Here is a 16,641-nt window from a genome sequence, read left to right as displayed (position 1 = left end):
TCAGGCGGGCTCGAACGCCGGGTACTCGATCTCCTCGGACAGGTGCTCCCAGCACACCTTCACCGGCATCCCGATCCGCACCTCGGCGGGGTCGCAGTGCAACACGTTGGCGAGGATGCGCACGCCCTCGGGCAGTTCGACGAGGGCCACCACGTACGGGACGCGGTCCTCGTGACCGGGCCAGGCCCGCCGCGTGACGGTGAAGGAGTAGACCGTTCCCTCGCCGCTCACCTCGCGCCACTCCAGGTGCCGGCGACCGGTGAACAGACTGACCGAGCGGGGGAACCACTGGGCCCGGCCGGTGTCGGTGCAGTACTGGAGCAGGAGCCGGTGCTCCTTGGCCGCCTTCCAGAACGGCTCGGTCTCGGTGTAGCGGTCGACCTTCGGCACAGGCCGGGGGATCACGCGCTGCTGGCTCATGGCTGCTCCAGGATCAGTACGTTGGACACGCCCCAGTTGCGGCCGTACGGGACCATCCCGATGCCGGTCACCAGTGCGTTGCGCGGGTCGTCGACCTGCCGTTCGCCCGCTTCGCCGAACATCTGGCGCACCGCCTCGACCGCGTTCAGGCCGCCCCCGGCGAGACCGGGCTGACCGGCCGAGATCTGGCCGCCGGAGGTGTTGAGCGGAAGGGTTCCGCGATGGGACAGGTCGGTGTCCATGATGAATTTCGAGCCACCGCCGCGCTCGCAGAAGCCGAGATGCTCCAGGGTGAGCAGGATGGCGATCAGGAAGTCGTCGTAGGGGTGGATCATGCGGATGTCGTCGGGCGAGAGACCGGCCTGTGCGAAGGCCTTCGGTCCTGCCACGGTGAATCCGGACTCGGTGATGTCGGCCAGCATGTCGGGGCCGTTGAAGTTGGTGATCTCGCCGTATCCGACGGGGTGCACCATCTTCCGGCAGCCGAGTTCCTGTGCCTTCTGCGTCGAGGTGACGAGCAGCGCGTTGGCGCCGTCGCAGACCATGACGCTGTCCAGCATCCGCAGCGGGTCGGAGACGTACCGGGAGGTCAGGTAGTCCTCCTCGGTCAGCGGCTTGCGCAGCTTCTCGCAACCGTTGGGGTTGAGCAGTGCGTGGGCCCGCTGGGTCACGGCGAGCTTGGCCAGCGCCTCGTCCAGGAGCGGGTACTGGTGCCGGTAGCGCTGCGTCAGCAGCCCGAACGCGCCCACCGGGCCGTTGAGACCGACGGGGTACTGGAACTCGTACCGCTGCGCCCCCTGCTCGGTGGGCGGCCAGGACGACTGGGCGTCGCTGGAGAGGACCAGCACGGTCTCGCACAGGCCGTCCCGGACGGCCGCCGCGGCCCTGGCCACGCCGCCGATGGTCGACGCCCCGCCCAGGCCGTTGATCTGGGTCCAGGTGGGCGTGAGGCCCAGGTGTTCGCAGAGATACACCGCCCAGAACGGGTTGGACGTCTCACTCATGGTCTCCGCTACGCAGATCCCGTCTATTTCCGACTTGTCGACTCCCGTGTGTTCGAGAATTCCCTCGAAGGCCTCCGCGGCGAGATCGTAGGAGGATCGCCCGGAGCGGAGGACCACGGGGGTCTCCGCATAACCGACGACGGCGATGTCTTTTCTTCCAGGCATGGTCAGGCCACCTCTCTGGCAACCTCGGAAAGAGCGCTTCGCGCAAATGAAGTCGCGACGTCGTCGTGCGACGTCCGCAAACAACTTCCAGTAACTTCTGTAGCGAGACCATATCCGAGATAGTCTCGCTACGCTAGTCTCTCGGGTAGACTCGTTCCGGTACTGACCGCCGAGCGGCCGCGCCGCTCCCCCGTGATCGCGAGGAGCAGATGGCTGCTGACAAGTCCCAGGCGGGATCCCAGGTCCTGCGCTCGGCGGTGGCCGTCTCGCGCGCCGTCGAGACGGTCGGCGACGCCTGGTCGTGGCTGGTCCTGCGGGAGATGGTCTTCGACGGCGTGGGCCGCTTCGACGAGCTGCAGCGCAGGCTGGGCATCGCCCGTTCGACCCTCACCGCACGCCTCACCCAGCTCACCGAGGGCGGGCTCGTCGTCAAGGACGTCGGCTCCGGCTCCTCCCATCCGCGCTACGACCTGACAGAGACGGGCCGGGACTTCTTCGCCTGCCTCATGACCGCCATGCGCTGGGGCGACGAGTGGGCCGCGGACGACCGCGGGCGACCGCTGCCCCTCCGTCATACCGACTGCGGTGCGCGTCTCGACGCGGAGCTGGCGTGCGCGGCCTGCCGCGAGCCGCTGCGTGCCCGGGAAGTGAGGTCGTCCCCGGTCGGCGGCGCCGACGGGCCTGGCGACGCGGTGTCACGCCCACGGTCGCGAACTCCCGAACTGTCCTTGCTGGAACGCGGGCGACCGTGTTCCATCGCACGGACGCAGAAGGTCATCGGCGATCGGTGGAGCTCGCTCGTGCTGCGCGCATGCTTCCTGGGCGTCCGCAGGTTCGACGACTTCCGGCGGGAGCTCGGCATCGCCGAGAGCATCCTGTCCGGCCGGCTCGGCCGGCTCACCGACCTCGGCGTGCTGGCCCGACGCACCTACCAGAGCAACCCGCCCAGGGACGAGTACCTGCTCACCGAGATGGGACTCGCCCTGTACCCGATCTACCTGTCCATGCTCGCCTGGGGCGACCGCTGGCTGGCCCTTCCACGCGACGCGAGCGTCGTGCTGGAGCACAAGGCCTGTGGATACAGCGTGGAACCCGTGCTGGTGTGTGCCGCCTGCCGGGGCGAGTTCACACCGTTGGACATCGCCCCTGACGGCACACCACACCCCTGACGGACACCCCTGCCCGGCCAGCAGCACCCCCCGTCCCCGGGAGGAACACGCCCATGCAACGCACGATCTTCAACGAGGAACACCAGGCCTTCCGCGGTATGGTCCGCGACTTCTTCACCCGCGAGATCGCTCCGGCGCGTCCCGAGTGGGAGAGCGCGGGCGCGCCGCCCGCCGACTTCTTCAAGCGCGTCGCCGAGCTGGGGATCATGGGCATCCAGATCCCGGAGGCCTACGGCGGTGGCGGCCAGTCGACCTACAAGTTCAACGCCGTCGTCACCGAGGAGGCGGTGCGCGCCGGGCTGCAGATCGGCTCCCTGCGCACCCACCTCGACATGGCGCTCAGCTACCTGCTGGCGTACGCCGACGCTGAGCAGAAGCAGCGCTGGCTGCCGGCTTTCGCCGCCGGGGACCTCATCACCGCGATCGCCATGACCGAGCCCGGCGCCGGCTCCGACCTGGCCGGGGTGCGCACCACCGCGACCAGGGCCGACGGCGGCTATGTCGTCAACGGCTCCAAGACCTTCATCACCGGTGCCGTCAACGCCACCCTCGTCCTCACCGTGGTGCGGACGTCGCCGCCCGGAGAGGACGGGGACCGCCGCTCCGGGCTGAGCCTCGTCGCCGTCGAGACCGACCGTCCGGGCTACTCCCGCGGCCGGCTCCTGGAGAAGATCGGCATGAAGGCGCAGGACACGTCCGAGATCTTCTTCGACGACGTCTGGGTCCCGGAGGAGAACCTCATCGGCGAGGAGGGCCGCGCGTTCGCCTACCTGAGCCACAACCTCGCCCAGGAACGGCTGTCGATCGCGGTCAACGCGCAGGCGTCGGCCCGCTTCGCGCTCGACACAACCCTGCACTACGTACGCGGCCGCAGCGTCTTCGGACAGCCGCTGGCCGCCCTGCAGAACACCAAGTTCGAACTGGCCGAGTGCGCCACCGACGTGGAAGCCGGACAGGCGCTCGTCGACCGGGCGCTCGACGACCACGACGCCGGCGTCCTCGATCCCGCCGACGCCGCCAAGGTCAAGCTCTTCTGCACCCAGATGCAGGGCCGCGTCGTGGACCGGTGTCTGCAACTGCACGGCGGCTACGGCTACATGCTCGACTACCCCATCGCCCGCCTGTACGCCGACGCCCGGGTGACCCGGATCTACGGCGGCAGCAGCGAGGTCCTGAAGTCCGTGATCGGCAAGTCCCTGCTGCGCGCGGCCGAGGGAGGCGACCGCTGATGCCGGGACCACTGGACGGGCTGCGCGTCCTGGAACTGGCCGCGATCGGCCCCGTTCCGCACACCGCGATGCTCCTCGCCGACCTGGGCGCCGACGTGCTGCGCGTCGAGCGGTCCGGCGGCACGGACCGCGGCGGCATCGGTGACGAACTGCTCCTGCGCGGGCGCCGTACGGTGCGCATCGACCTGAAGTCCGCCGAGGGGCGGGAGCTCGCGCTGCGGCTGGCCGCCAGGGCCGACGTGCTGCTGGAAGGGATGCGGCCCGGCGTCGCGGAGCGGCTCGGCGTCGGACCGGCCCACTGCCATGCCCGCAACCCGGCCCTGGTCTACGGCCGGGCCACCGGCTGGGGCCAGGACGGGCCGCTGGCCGAGCGCGCCGGACACGACATCAACTACATCGCGCTGACCGGCGCGCTGCACGCGATCGGCCCGGCCGACGGGGGACCCGTGCCCCCGCTGAACCTGCTCGGGGACTTCGGCGGGGGATCACTCTTCCTGGCCCTGGGAGTCCTGGCCGCCCTGTGGGAGCGCGGCCGTTCCGGTCAGGGCCAGACCGTCGACGCCGCCATGGTCGACGGTGCGAGTGTGCTGATGCAGATGGTCTGGAGCCTGCGGGCCGCCGGGAGATGGCGCGACGCACGAGGAGCCAACCGTCTCGACGGCGGCGCTCCCTTCTACGGCACCTACGCCTGCGCCGACGGCCGCTGGATCGCCGTCGGCGCGCTGGAACCGCACTTCTACGCGCAGTTCCTGGAGGGCCTCGGGCTGTCCGGTGAGCCCCTGCCCGAACAGTCCGACCCGGCCGGGTGGCCGGTGCTGCGGGCACGGTTCGCCGAGGTCTTCGCGTCGCGCCCGCGGGACGCGTGGCTGGCGGTCTTCGCCGGCACGGATGCGTGTGTGAGCCCCGTGCTCTCCCTGGCCGAGGTCGCCGACCACCCCCACATCGCCGCCCGCTCCACCGTGGTCGACCGCGGCGGGGTCCGGCAGGCGGCCCCCGCCCCGCGCTTCTCCAGGACCGCGCCCACCACACCGCCACCGCCGGTCGCCGGGGACGGCGACTCGGCGCTCGCCGCCTGGCCGGCGTGAGCCGCTCGGCCACCGCGGGCCGCCGGCGCCCGGGTCCCACGGACGCGACCGCCTGGTTCCACTGCCCGGAACCCTCCCTGCCGCCTCCGTCGTCGCCGGGAGACGCTGTGCGCTGAGGAGGCTCTCAGCGTCACTCTCCTCGCAACGAACCGAACAACAGGGGAAGTTGATGGGAGTACCGGTGTCCCGTACGAGGCCCGCCGGACCGTGTTCCGGTCTTCGCGTTCTTGAGATAGCCACCATGGTCGCGGGTCCGCTCGCCGGTCAGATGCTGGCGGACCTGGGGGCGGAGGTGATCAAGATCGAGCCCGTCGGCGGGGACCCGCTGCGCCGGGTCGGCCCGGCCCACAAGGGCATGACCGCCATGTTCCTGGCGAACAACCGGCACAAGAAGAGCATCGAGCTCGATCTCAAGAGTCCTCAGGGCCAGGACGTCGCCCGCAGGCTCGCCGCCACGGCCGACGTCCTCGTCGAGAACTCCCGGCCGGGGGTGATGGCCCGTCTGAATCTCTGCTACGAGGACCTGAAGGCGGTGAATCCCCGGCTGGTGTACGCGTCCATCTCGGGTTTCGGCCAGAGCGGGCCATACGTCTCGCGGCCCGCCTTCGACCAGGTGATCCAGGCGATCTCCGGGATCATGGCCCTCCAGGGCGGCGGCGGGGAACCCCAGCCGGTCAGGGGCTTTTTCGTGGACAAGTACGCGGCCGCCGCGACGGCGAGCGCGATCACGGCGGCGCTGCTGCACCGGGAGCGGACCGGGGAGGGGCAGTACGTCTCGGTCTCCCTGCTGGATTCCTTCGCCTCCCTGGCCCTGGTCGACGCGATCCGCAACGAGACGTTCGAGGACCTCGAGGAACCGTTCCCCGCCGTGGACATCAACCGGCCGATCCGGACGGCCGACGGAATGCTCCTCGGCCACGTCCAGACGAACGACCAGGCCGCTCGCGTGTGCCGCGTCTTCGGCCGCGAGGATCTGCTGGAGGACCCGCGGTTCGGCACGGACAGGGCTCGCACGCAGAACATCCGGGACCTGTGGGGGGAACTGGAGAAGACGAGTCGGAGCATGTCCACCGAGGTCGTCATGGAGAAGGTCACGCAGGCAGGCGCTCCGCTGGCCGCGGTGAACACGGTCTCCGATTTCCTGACCGATCCCCAGGCCGTGCACAACCAGACCCTCGTCGAGTTCACCGACGAGGAATTCGGGCCCATTCGGGTCATGAACTACCCCGCGCGCTTCGAGAAGTCGCCCACCCGGGTCGAGGCCCGGTCCCCGAAGCTCGGAGAACACACCGAGGAGATCCTGCGGGAGCTCGGCCTGAACTCGTAGCGCCCGAAAGGCGGTGGGCCCACCCTGTTCGGCACCCGTCATGGCAAGGCCGTCTTCGGAAGACTCCTTCCGAGGACGGCCTTGCCATGACGGCATGAGCTCTCGACCGGCTCAACTGGTCGCGGTCAACTGCCTCTTGACGACCTTCCCGGTGCTGTTGCGGGGCAGCTCGTCGACGAAGCGCACATGGCGCGGCTTCTTGTAGCCGGCGATCCGCTGCCGACAGAGGTCGATGACGTCCTTCTCGGTGACCCGGTGCCCGGGCGCGACCTCCACGTAGGCGGCCACCGCCTCACCGAAGACCTCGTCCGGGACACCGACCACGGCGACGGCCTGCACACCGGGCAACTCGGCGATGACCAGCTCGACCTCGCGGGAGTAGATGTTGAAACCGCCAGAGAGGATCATGTCCTTCTTGCGGTCCACCAGGTGGAGGAAGCCCTCGTCGTCGAACCGGCCGAGGTCTCCGGTGGCCACCCAGCCGTCACGGATGGTCCGCGCGGTGTCCTCCGGACGCCCGTGGTACTCCCGCATGGTCAGCCAGCGGCCGGGTGGGCCGCTGCGCACCCAGAGTTCGCCCACCTCTCCGTGCCGTACCTCATGGAAGTCGTCGTCCAGCAGCTGCGCCTCCACGCCCGGCTGCACCCGGCCGACGGCCTCCGGGTGCGCGAACTGCTCGGCGGGCCCCATGCCGGCGACCAGGCCCACTTCGGTCATGGCGTAGTACGAGTGGATCTCCATGTCGGGCAGTACGTCCCGGAGCTTGCGCTTGAGCGCCACGGGAAACGCCTCCCCGGTCGCCACGAAGGCGCGCAGTGAGGCGAACCGGGCCGGGTCGCGTTCGATCTCCGGCAGCAGCATGCGCGCGACCGTGGGCACCGTCGCCATGAAGGTCACCCGCTCGGACTGGACGAGGTCCGCGGTGCGCGCCGCGTCGAACTTCGGCGGTACCAGGAGCGAACAGCCGTGGCAGACCATGTTCATGACCCTGGCGAGGCCGGTGCGCTGCGCCAGCGGTGTGGTGACGAGTTGGCGGTCCGCGGGCCCGAGGCCCCACATCGCCTGGTTGAGGAATCCGTTGAGGACGATGTAGTTGGCCTGAGTGAGCAGGGCCCCCTTGGGTTTTCCGGTGGTTCCGGAGGTGTAGGAGATCACGCAGTCGTCGAAGTCCTGCGGCACCTCGGGCCGTACGGGCTCGCCGGACTCGACGAGTTCCGTCACCTCGGACGGCTCCCGGATCACCTTCGTCGCGCCGCTGTCGCCGAGGATGTAGGTGGCCTCGTCCGGCGCGAGCCGGAGGTTCACCGGCACGGCGACCAGCCCGGCCTTCACCGCCGCCAGGAACGCCAGGACGAAGTCGACGCCGTTCGGCAGCGCGATCGCCACCCGGTCCCCCACCCGCAGCCCCTGCCCTCGCAGGGCCGCCGCCGCGCGCGTGGTCGCCTCCTCCAGTTCGGCGAACGTCATCCGCCGCTCACCGATCAACGCTGTGTGGTCAGGGCGCAAAGACGCCTGCGCGGCAAGAAAAGTGGGCAGTTTCATGGCTCGCTCCGAATCCAGGGTGAACTTCCCGACTTCGTCGGGAGAGGTGCCCAAGAACACGTTTCGCAGGTATGCCGGTACGCGGTCCGATTGCCCCGTACCGCAACGGAATTCATGATTGCCAGCACACAGAAAGTTACTTCTGTAACGAGACTTTAGCGTAGGTAATCTCAGCTCGCCAGAGTGCGGGAGCGGGAGCTCTCATCCATTCGAGATACCTCCTAAACCCATACCGGACTCCGTATTGCCCTGGCGCAGCCCCGGCAGTAGCCTCCGAAACCGTGGGAGTCGCCATCCACTGAGCACCGTTGGAGCCGCCGTGCCGAAAACCACCGCAGTCGAGGGCGAGACCTCGTCCATCCTCTCGAAGGCGTTCGATCTTCTCAGTGCCTTCAACTCCCACGACCGCGTCATGACGCTCAGCGAACTGTCGCGTGCCACCGGTCTGGCGAAGTCCACGGTGCACCGGCTGCTGCAACGGCTCACCCAGCTCGGGGCCATCGAGGCGCACCCCAACGGCTACCGGATCGGGGTGGACCTGCTCCACCTCGCCGCCGTCAGTCCCGCCAACGGCTTCAGGAACATCGCGATGCCGTTCCTGTCGGCCTTGCACCAGCGAACCGGGCACACGGCCTTTCTCGCCGTGCCGCGCGACTTCGACGTGGTGTTCCTCGAACGGATCGGCCGCCGCGAAGCGACCGCCTCGGCGACCCGTGCGTTCGAGGTCGGCGACCGCCTGCCCGCGAGCTGCACGGCGAGCGGCAAGGCGATGCTCGCCTACACGGACCTCGACCAATTGCCGGCCCGCCTGCCCCGGCTGACACCCCACTCGGTCAGCGACTCCGGCCGGCTCCTCGCGGAACTGCGGCAGGTCCGAGGACAGGGCTTCGCACAAGAGAGCGACGAGGTGTGCGTCGGTGTCACCTCCCTCGCCGCTCCCGTCGTGCTCGCAGGCCAGGCCCTCGCCGCGGTCGCCGTCACCTTCCCCACCGGCACCGCGCCCAGGACCGGCACCGTCTCCGCCCTGCGGGAGACCGCCGGACACATCGTCAGGGAGATCCGCCGGGGAGTGACCCTGGGCCACGGGCCGTGGCTCCCCTTCGAGGCGTAGGGCAGCGCGGACGGCGCCCCGCTCACGGGGGCACGAGCACGTACACCTCGCCGTCGACGATGTCGACCTCGTAGGTGCGCAGGGCCACGGTGGCCGGAAAGCACAGCGGCTGACCGGTCCTCAGATCGAACCTGGCCATGTGCAGCGGGCAGACCACCTCCTGCCCCTCGATGTCGCTGTCCTCGCCGAGGGACCACTTCTCGTGCGTGCACGAGTCCGCCGTGGCGTAGAACGCCCCGTCGTCGGTGCGGTACACGGCGATCGGCTCGCCGCCGCCGACGGTCCGGGACGTGCCCTTGGCCATCTCGTCCGCCAGGCACACGAATCGACGCTCCACCGCGCCACCACCTTTCGCTCAGTCGGCGTGCCGCGGTTGCCACGCCCAGTACTTGGCCGACACGCCGCCGTCGACGGCGATGTTGCCTCCGGTCACCATCCGGGACTCGTCCGAGGCCAGGAACACCAGCGCGGGGAGATAGTCCGCGGCCGTCGGCAGCCGTCCGAGGGGGAACTGGCCGGCGAAGTCCATCGGGTAGGGCCTGTCCTGGCTCGCCGTCGCCGAGAGCATCCGGCGCCCGGCCTCAGGGTCGTCGGGCAGGGTGACCGTCGGGGTGAAGCCGTTGACGCGGATGCCGTGCCCGGCCAGTTCCATCGCCACGGAGCGGGTGAAGTTGAGCAGGCCGCTCTTGCCGGCGCAGTATCCGAGGTTGCCCGGCTCTCCCTGGAACGCCGCGCCGGACAGGATGTTGATGACACTGCCGCCCGTCCCGGTGCGGATCATCGCCTCCGCCACCGCCCGGGTGAACAGGAAGGCGCCCGTGAGGATGACGTCGAGCTGGTGCCGGTACTCCTCCAGCGAGACGGTCAGCAGGCCCTTGCGGTTGAACCACACGGCGTTGTTGACCAGTACGTCGACCCGTCCCCAGCGTTCGAGGACCTGCTCCACGACCGCCTGCGCGTGCGCGGGGTCGGTGACGTCGCCGACCACCGGGAAGGCCTCGCCGCCTGCGGAGACGATCTCCTCCGCGCAGGTACGGGCCTCGTCGGCCGACAGGGACGTGCACGCCACCTTCGCGCCCTCGGCGGCGAACCCGCGCGCGATCGTGCCTCCGATCCGGGGGCTGGTTCCGGTGACGACGGCGACCTTGCCCTGAAGTCTCATAGGATGACGCTCACTTTCCCGTGCGGGCGGAGCGCGTCGAGGTCGAGCACCGCCTTGCGGACCAGGAACCGGTATTCCGTGTGGTCGTCCTGCTCCAGTACGTGCCGGTACTGGCCGATGTAGGTGTCCACGTTCCCCGAGCGCACGCGGTGGACCGTGAAGTTCGCGGTGACATCGAGCAGCCGGCCACCGCTCTCCCATACCCGGACGTTGGTGATCATCCGCCGGGTCCGCGAGTGCGGGTACTCGGCGTGCGCGGCACGCGTCAGCAGGGAGTTGACCCGGTGTTCCAGCAGGAACCTGTCGTCCTGCACCAGGAAGAGGTCCCGGCCGGGATCGCCGTCCGGCTTGTCCGTGGCGGGGATCTGGTACTCACCGGTGGGGCCGAACAGCTCCAGCCACTCGTGCAGCCTCCACTCGTCGAGCAGGTCCGCCTCCGCGTAGAGGAACCGCTCCACCGCACGCACCACGGGCTCGGCCGCCGGACTACGGAGGTCGCTCAGGTCGTTGGTCATCCCGTCATTCCCTGTCGGTCTCGTCGGCATCTCGGCACTAGCCCGCGACCCGGCCCATCAGGCCCCGCGCCACGATGAGCCGCTGGACCTGGCCCGAACCCTCGAAGATGTCCATGATCTTCACGTCGCGGTACCACTTCTCCAGCAGCAGTTCGCGGCTGGTGCCCTCCGGCCCCAGCAGTTGCATGCAGCGCCGGATCACCCGCTCGCAGGTGTGCGGCGCGTAACCCTTGCCGATGGCCGCCGCCGAACGGTCGGAGCCACCCCGGTCGAGCAGGAACTGCGCCCAGTGGGCGGCTCGGCGCCCCCGCTGCAGGGCCTGGTTCATGGCCGCGAGCTCGTCCTGGACGGCCGACCACCGCCTCGGGCTGAAGCCGGCCCGCTGCTCCGCCAGCAGCCGGGACGTCACGTCGAGCGAGGCCTGTGCGATACCGATGCCCATCGTGGCGATGTTCGGCCGGTTGGACGCCAGCGCGCTGAGCGCGCCGGCCTGCCCGCCGCGCCTCGGCCGGCCCTGATCGTCGCCGCTCCAGCCGAGGATGTTCTCCACCGGGATCCGGCAGTCGGCGAAGACCAGCTCGGAGGTCACCCAGCTCCGGATGCCCATCTTGTGCTCGTTGACCTTGCCGACGACGAACCCGGGCGCCCCCTTGGGCACCACGAACGCGTTGATCCCCTTGGCGCCCAGCGTCTTGTCCGTGGTCGCGAACACCACCGTGTAGTCGGCGACCGCGCCGTTCGTGCAGAAGATCTTGGTTCCGTTCAGTACCCAGGAGTCGCCGTCCCGGACCGCCGTGGTCGCCACCTGGCTGGTGTCCGAGCCGAAATGGGGCTCCGTCAGCGCGAAGGCCGTCACCAGACCGCTGCCGACGACGGGCTCGTACCACTTCTCGATCTGTTCGGGGGTCCCCATCGCCTGCACCACGCGGTGGCCGATGCCGCTGCCGATGGTGTGGAACGGCCAGATGTCGCCGTAGGCGAGGTTCTCGTAGTACGCCAGCCGGCTCACCCAGTAGCCGTCCTCGAACTCCGGGAACGGGTCGCTGCCGGGCTTGTCGTGCCGTCCGAGCGGCACCGGTGCGGTGTCCAGGATCTCGCGCCAGTTCTCCGGCGGCGCGTGCCGGTCGTCGGCCTCGCGCGCGTACGGGCGGCACTCGGAGGCCGACCAGTCCCGAAGGGCGCGCGCGTAGTCGGCGAGGGGCTTGCTCGGTGTGAAGGAGAAAGTCATGATTCCCGCGTTTCTAGAGGGCCGGCGTGAACGAGGAGCACAACGGGTCGAAGTCCAGTGCGGACAGGGCCATGGCGGACCGGTACCACAGCTCCACGGGGTGCTCGGCGATGAAGCCGTGTCCGCCGAGGGTCTGGACGGCCGCGCGAGTCGCCTCCGCGGCGGTCTCACCCACGTGGGCGAGCAGCCGGCTGATCGCCGCGGTCAGGTCCGCGGCGTCGGGGTCGTGGAGCCGTGCGGCGAGGTCGAGCGTCTCCAGCCGGGCCTGCGTGATGCGCATCTGCGCCTCGGCAAGCGGGAAGGACACTCCCTGGAACGCCGCGATGGGCCGGCCGAACGCCACGCGCTCGGTGGCGTACTCGGCCGCGTAGTCGATGGCGCGCCATGCGGTGCCCAGCGCGATCGCGGCCACTCCCAGCCGGATCCGGCCGAGCGTGGTGAGCAGGTCCTCGGCGTCCAGCAGGTTCTCGGCGGGGACGGTCACGTCGAAGGACATCGCGGCCGTGCGGGCGGCGTCCAGCGCGAGACCGCCGTCGTACGCCTTGACGGTGATCCCGTCGGTGTCGCGGGGCACCAGCACCGCCCGCACCGCGCCCGACCGCTCGTCCGTGCCCACGACCACCAGGGGATCGGCGTCCGCGCCGAAGGCGACGGCCGTCTTGTGGCCCCGGACCCGTATCCGGCCGTCGTCGGTGGTGTGGATCACCGTCGCGAACTCCGCCGCGCCGCGGCCCTGTCCCTCGTAGAGCGCCACGGCGCCGCGGGCCGTGGGATCGGAGGTGAGTCCGCGCACCAGTGCCGCCCGTTCCGGCCCGCCGTGACGGGCCAGGAGCATCGCCGCCACCCCGCTGGAGTATGCGGCGAAGACGATCCCGGGGTCTCCGTAGGAGAGGTTCTCCAGCGCGACCATCAGCGTGACGGTGTCGCCGATGCCCGCGCCGCCGAGCTCCTCCGGCACCGGTACGGTCAGCCCCGTCTCGAACAGCGTCCGCCACACGCCCTCCGGCACACCGCGCCGCTCCTCCGCCTCGCGCGCCACCGGGGACAGCACCTCAAGGCCCAACTGCCGGCCGAGCTCCGCCACTTCGAGCTGCTCGGCATCCAATTCCAGGTTCACCATGCCCCTATGGTCACGGCGTGCGCGACGGCGCAGAACGGGGTGTTCCGGCAGCCGGAAAAGCGGCATGCCGACGAGGGACCCGCCTCCTAACGTGCGGCGGGTGACAGGACACGAGCTGATCGTCGACATGCACGGACATCTGTACCCGGCCGGCCTGCCGGGCGGCCCGGGCCGGTGGCCGACCCTGGAGGTAGAGGCGGACGCGGGACGGATCATGCGCGGAGACACGGTGTTCCGTGAGGTCCGCCCCGCGCTGTGGGACCTCACGGCCCGGCTGGGGGAACTGGACGCCGCCGGCATCGATGTCCAGGTGGTCTCACCGGTACCGGTCACCCTGACGTACTGGGCGGAGCCACGGCAGGCCGCGGAGTACGCCCGCGCGCTCAATGACGGCCTGGCAGCCCAGGTGGCGGACTCCGGTGGCCGGCTCCGCGGCCTGGGCACCGTACCGCTGCAGGACACCGCTCTCGCGGTGGACGAGCTGACGCGGGTGATGACGGAACTCGGCCTGCGGGGCGCGGAGATCGGCACGGTGATCGGGGACCACGAACTCGACGCCCCCTCGTTGCGGCCGTTCTTCGAAGCCGCCGAGGCACTCGGCGCCGTCCTGTTCGTGCACCCGATGGACGGGGGCAAGGGGGCCGTCCGGCGGACGGGCCAGCCCTATGACTTCGGACTCGGCATGCTCACCGACACGGCCCTCGCCACCGCCGCGCTGGTCTTCGGCGGTGTGCTGGAGGACTTCCCCGGCCTGAGGATCGCGCTGGCGCACGGCTGCGGCACGTTCTCCCTCGCCTACCCCCGGCTGAAGTTCATGGCGCAGCGCGGTGGCCACGCGCGAGCCGACGAACTCGTCCGCTCGCTGTGGGTGGACTCCCTCGTCTTCGACCCGGCTCACCTGCCGCTGCTCGTCGAGCGGTTCGGTGAGGATCACGTCATGGTCGGCACCGACCACCCCTTCATGCCGGGCCAGCTCTCCGCCGCGCCCGCGGCCGTCCGCGACGCGGCGCACCGCGGTCTGCTGACCGAACGCCAGGCGAGCGCCGTGCTCGGGGCGAACGCGGCTCGGCTGTTCGGCCTCGGCGACGCGCCGTCGCCGACGGGTGACATCGCGGGGTGAGAGTCCGCCCCTGAGGGGTCTTAACACCATGCCCGTCCGGGTCGCGCGGCCCGGCACCGCACCTCGCCGCGTCGCCAGGCCGCGCGACCCCATCGGACGCTCATAATGCGAGGACCCCTGAGTGGGTCGGGCGAAGCCGCCCGCCTCGGTCCGGCAGCGTCCTGAAGGGGCGCGGGGAACTGCGCGGCCGGCCACGACGGTGCCGCAGCCGGCCGACTGCACATCATGACCCCCGGCCCCCCCGGTCAAGCCTCGTATCGGCACAACCGGCGGAGCGCTTGGGCTGCGGTGGCGTCAGACAGCACCGCGCAGCCGCCTTCATGGTCGCCACCCCGTCCGTGAACGCTCGGCAGGAACACACCACAGCCGGCCCGCGGGTTCACCGCGGGCCGGCTGTGGTGTGTCGTGTGCTACCCCGCCGCCGCGGGCTCCGGCCGCCTCCTGGCGGTGAACTCGGCAGGAAGCGGATCGTGTTCCTCGGCGGGGAGCTTCTCCCCCGTCATGAGTTCGTTCCAGCGCCGCCACCACAGGCGCATCTGCAGTTCGTCCGAGCTGTGCGGGAGGGGCCGTTTCATACCGCGGGAGATGTCCGACCAGGGGAGTTCCTTCACCGCAGCGTACGAGCGCTGGCAGCTCTCCAGGGCCTCGACGTCGTCCGGAGTGGCGAGCCCACCCGGGCCCCAGAAGGTCAGGAAGTTGTCCAGCCGCTGCCGGTGCAGTTCCTCGCCCTCCTCCGGTGGCACCAGGTGCCACGCGCTGACATGGAGGTAGTCCGGCGCGATGGGGTCGATCTTGCGGATCGCCACCCCCATGACCAGGTCGATGATGCAGAGGTTCGGGAAGATCACCAGGTTGCGGGTTCCCGACATCCGGTCCACCCACGCGTCACCGTACGTCTGGCGGAACCGCTCGAAGCGCGCGGCCCGTTCGGCCTCGCCGGCCTCGGACAACGGCCGGCCGAACAACCCGCCGACGATGGGGCGGCCCGCCATCACCGCGTGTCCGTTGCCCAGATCGACCGCGACGTTGTTGCCTATGGTGGAACGGTCGATCCCACCCCGGGCGGCAGCGACCATCTGCAGGTAGCGCTGGTGGGTGCTCATCAGGTGGTAGCCGTCGTAGCTGTTCTCCACCAGCAGCTTCCAGTTCACCTTCGCGGAGTACTCGTGCGTGCCCTCCAGCACCCGCATGCCCACTTCGGACTGGTCGGCGACCAGGTCGATGTACTCCGCGGCGTCCCCGAGATAGGTGGGCAGGTCCACGATGTCCGGGTCGAAACTGAGGAAGACGAAGCCCCGGTACGACTCCACCCTGGGCGGGGTCACCAGGTTGGGGCGCTCGAAGTCCGGGCCGTATCCCTCGTCGTCCGGCACCGACACCAGGCCGCCGCCGGTGCTGAAGCTCCAGCCGTGGTAGAAGCAGGTGAGGAAGCGGGCGTTGCCGCGCGGCTCCCGGCAGAGCATCGCCCCGCGGTGCGGGCAGGAGTTGATCCACACGCGGATGTCGTTCTTCGCGTCACGCGCGAAGAGGACCGGCCTGCCTCCGACCGAGCGGGTGACGAAGTCGTTGGGCTTGGCCAGCTCCGACTCGTGACCGACGTACAGCCAGCACCGGTCGAAGATCCGCTCGCGCTCCCGGGCAAAGACGTCCGGGTCGACCATGGCCTTGCGGTTCACGGCGAAGCGCGGCGCCTCGAGGTCGTTGATGATGTACTCCGACATGCGGATGAGTACCTCTCTTCCGTTCCGTACCTGGTCTCAAGGGGTTCCGACGCCCGCGGGCCGACGGGCCCGCCATTGCCGGGCGAGCGGGGTGAGCCGCGGCACGACCCGGAGGTTCAGCCATTCCACGGTGCGCTGCCAGCAGTCGAACGCGGCGGCGTGGGCGCGCTGGTCGGCCGGGTCGTGGTGGAACGAGCCGCCGAGGCCCCGATAGCCGACCAGCTCGGTGTGGACGGGCGCGTGCAGGGCCAGTTCGCGGCTCACCCGGCGGACCGCTGCCTCCGCCTGCGCGTCGGGTACGCCCACCAGGCCCAGCCACGGGGTGCGCAGCGCGAGCGTCTTCGGCAACCGCGTCGGCGCCACGCTCACCGCCGCGCCCAGCTCCAGTTCCTCCGCGGCGCGCAGGGCGACCTGCGCGCCGACGCCGTAGCCGACCAGGCCGACCTGCTCGCCTGCCCAGCCACGAGCGCCGGCCCGGCCGAGCAGGGCCCGGAGGGCGTCGGGTGCCCCTCCGTCGCCGGAAACCTCGGCCGCGAAGGTCTCATAGCCCTGCTCGGCCAGCCGGTTCATCACCTCGGCCGTGTCCACCGGGTCGCCGGCCTCGGTGAGCAGCACCACGGCACCCCGTGGGACACCGCCGAGCCTGATCTCGGCGGCACGGAGTCCTCCGCCGATACGGACGTCGTCCGGCTGGATCCGCGGAAAGGCCTGGTCCATCGGTTC

16 protein-coding genes are annotated in these 16,641 nt (G+C 70.3%); 6 read left to right on the top strand and 10 right to left on the bottom strand.

Going from position 1 to position 16,641, the window contains the following annotated elements:
- Both ADK57_RS52295 and ADK57_RS32275 read right to left on the bottom strand, forming a co-directional pair.
- A complete protein-coding gene (locus ADK57_RS52295; protein ID WP_053753184.1) occupies positions 1-420 on the bottom strand; it encodes a Zn-ribbon domain-containing OB-fold protein in 420 nt (139 codons plus the stop codon).
- Positions 417-1,589: a thiolase family protein gene (locus ADK57_RS32275; RefSeq protein WP_053753183.1), complete on the bottom strand. Its 1,173-nt coding sequence runs from the start codon at positions 1,587-1,589 to the stop codon at positions 417-419. Before ADK57_RS32275 ends, ADK57_RS52295 begins: the two co-directional genes overlap by 4 nt.
- 209 nt (positions 1,590-1,798) lie before the next feature.
- Between ADK57_RS32275 and ADK57_RS32270 the strand changes: the two genes are divergently transcribed.
- From ADK57_RS32270 to ADK57_RS32255, 4 genes are all read left to right on the top strand, one after another.
- Positions 1,799-2,758 carry a winged helix-turn-helix transcriptional regulator gene (locus ADK57_RS32270; RefSeq protein WP_053753182.1) on the top strand — a complete coding sequence of 320 codons (960 nt, stop codon included), beginning with the start codon at positions 1,799-1,801 and terminating at the stop codon, positions 2,756-2,758.
- A 53-nt stretch (positions 2,759-2,811) separates the two neighbouring features.
- The gene (locus ADK57_RS32265) at positions 2,812-3,987 is read left to right on the top strand and encodes an acyl-CoA dehydrogenase family protein (RefSeq protein ID WP_053753181.1); all 1,176 of its coding nucleotides are present in this window, start codon (positions 2,812-2,814) and stop codon (positions 3,985-3,987) included.
- Positions 3,987-5,072, top strand: a complete 1,086-nt coding sequence (locus tag ADK57_RS32260) for a CaiB/BaiF CoA transferase family protein (protein WP_053753180.1) — start codon at positions 3,987-3,989, stop codon at positions 5,070-5,072. The genes ADK57_RS32265 and ADK57_RS32260 overlap by 1 nt, the downstream gene beginning before the upstream one ends.
- A gap of 169 nt (positions 5,073-5,241) precedes the next feature.
- Entirely contained in the window at positions 5,242-6,399 is a 1,158-nt protein-coding gene (locus ADK57_RS32255) for a CaiB/BaiF CoA transferase family protein (protein WP_053753179.1), read from the top strand.
- A gap of 111 nt (positions 6,400-6,510) precedes the next feature.
- On the opposite strand, the gene ADK57_RS32250 is transcribed toward ADK57_RS32255, so the two are convergent.
- Positions 6,511-7,941 carry a class I adenylate-forming enzyme family protein gene (locus tag ADK57_RS32250; RefSeq protein WP_063786042.1) on the bottom strand — a complete coding sequence of 477 codons (1,431 nt, stop codon included), beginning with the start codon at positions 7,939-7,941 and terminating at the stop codon, positions 6,511-6,513.
- A 319-nt stretch (positions 7,942-8,260) separates the two neighbouring features.
- Between ADK57_RS32250 and ADK57_RS32245 the strand changes: the two genes are divergently transcribed.
- A complete protein-coding gene (locus ADK57_RS32245) occupies positions 8,261-9,052 on the top strand; it encodes an IclR family transcriptional regulator (protein ID WP_234390476.1) in 792 nt (263 codons plus the stop codon).
- A 22-nt stretch (positions 9,053-9,074) separates the two neighbouring features.
- Here ADK57_RS32245 and ADK57_RS32240 read toward each other — a convergent pair whose 3' ends face one another.
- The 5 genes from ADK57_RS32240 to ADK57_RS32220 are packed head-to-tail and all read right to left on the bottom strand — an operon-like array spanning position 9,075 to position 13,077.
- A complete protein-coding gene (locus ADK57_RS32240) occupies positions 9,075-9,389 on the bottom strand; it encodes a non-heme iron oxygenase ferredoxin subunit (protein ID WP_078973458.1) in 315 nt (104 codons plus the stop codon).
- Positions 9,390-9,407: 18 nt separating this feature from the next.
- Positions 9,408-10,214, bottom strand: coding sequence for an SDR family NAD(P)-dependent oxidoreductase (locus ADK57_RS32235; RefSeq protein WP_053753177.1), 807 nt, complete (start codon positions 10,212-10,214; stop codon positions 9,408-9,410).
- On the bottom strand, positions 10,211-10,729 hold the full coding sequence (locus ADK57_RS32230; protein ID WP_053753176.1) for an aromatic-ring-hydroxylating dioxygenase subunit beta: 519 nt from the start codon (positions 10,727-10,729) through the stop codon (positions 10,211-10,213). Before ADK57_RS32230 ends, ADK57_RS32235 begins: the two co-directional genes overlap by 4 nt.
- Positions 10,730-10,766: 37 nt before the next feature.
- Positions 10,767-11,957 (bottom strand): acyl-CoA dehydrogenase family protein, encoded by a 1,191-nt coding sequence (locus ADK57_RS32225; protein WP_053753175.1) that lies wholly within the window; start codon positions 11,955-11,957, stop codon positions 10,767-10,769.
- A gap of 13 nt (positions 11,958-11,970) precedes the next feature.
- The gene (locus ADK57_RS32220) at positions 11,971-13,077 is read right to left on the bottom strand and encodes an acyl-CoA dehydrogenase family protein (RefSeq protein WP_053753174.1); all 1,107 of its coding nucleotides are present in this window, start codon (positions 13,075-13,077) and stop codon (positions 11,971-11,973) included.
- 100 nt (positions 13,078-13,177) lie between these two features.
- On the opposite strand from ADK57_RS32220, the gene ADK57_RS32215 reads away from it, so the two are divergent.
- Positions 13,178-14,197 carry an amidohydrolase family protein gene (locus ADK57_RS32215; protein WP_234390475.1) on the top strand — a complete coding sequence of 340 codons (1,020 nt, stop codon included), beginning with the start codon at positions 13,178-13,180 and terminating at the stop codon, positions 14,195-14,197.
- Between the two features lie 410 nt (positions 14,198-14,607).
- On the opposite strand, the gene ADK57_RS32210 is transcribed toward ADK57_RS32215, so the two are convergent.
- Both ADK57_RS32210 and ADK57_RS32205 read right to left on the bottom strand, forming a co-directional pair.
- On the bottom strand, positions 14,608-15,918 hold the full coding sequence (locus ADK57_RS32210; protein WP_053753172.1) for an aromatic ring-hydroxylating oxygenase subunit alpha: 1,311 nt from the start codon (positions 15,916-15,918) through the stop codon (positions 14,608-14,610).
- Positions 15,919-15,954: 36 nt separating this feature from the next.
- On the bottom strand, positions 15,955-16,635 hold the full coding sequence (locus tag ADK57_RS32205; RefSeq protein WP_053753171.1) for a dienelactone hydrolase family protein: 681 nt from the start codon (positions 16,633-16,635) through the stop codon (positions 15,955-15,957).
- Positions 16,636-16,641: the final 6 nt, after the last annotated feature.

Origin of the sequence: Streptomyces sp. MMG1533 (genome assembly GCF_001279775.1) — a bacterium.
GTDB lineage: Bacteria > Actinomycetota > Actinomycetes > Streptomycetales > Streptomycetaceae > Streptomyces.
This window is presented reverse-complemented; position numbering and strand designations above follow the sequence as displayed.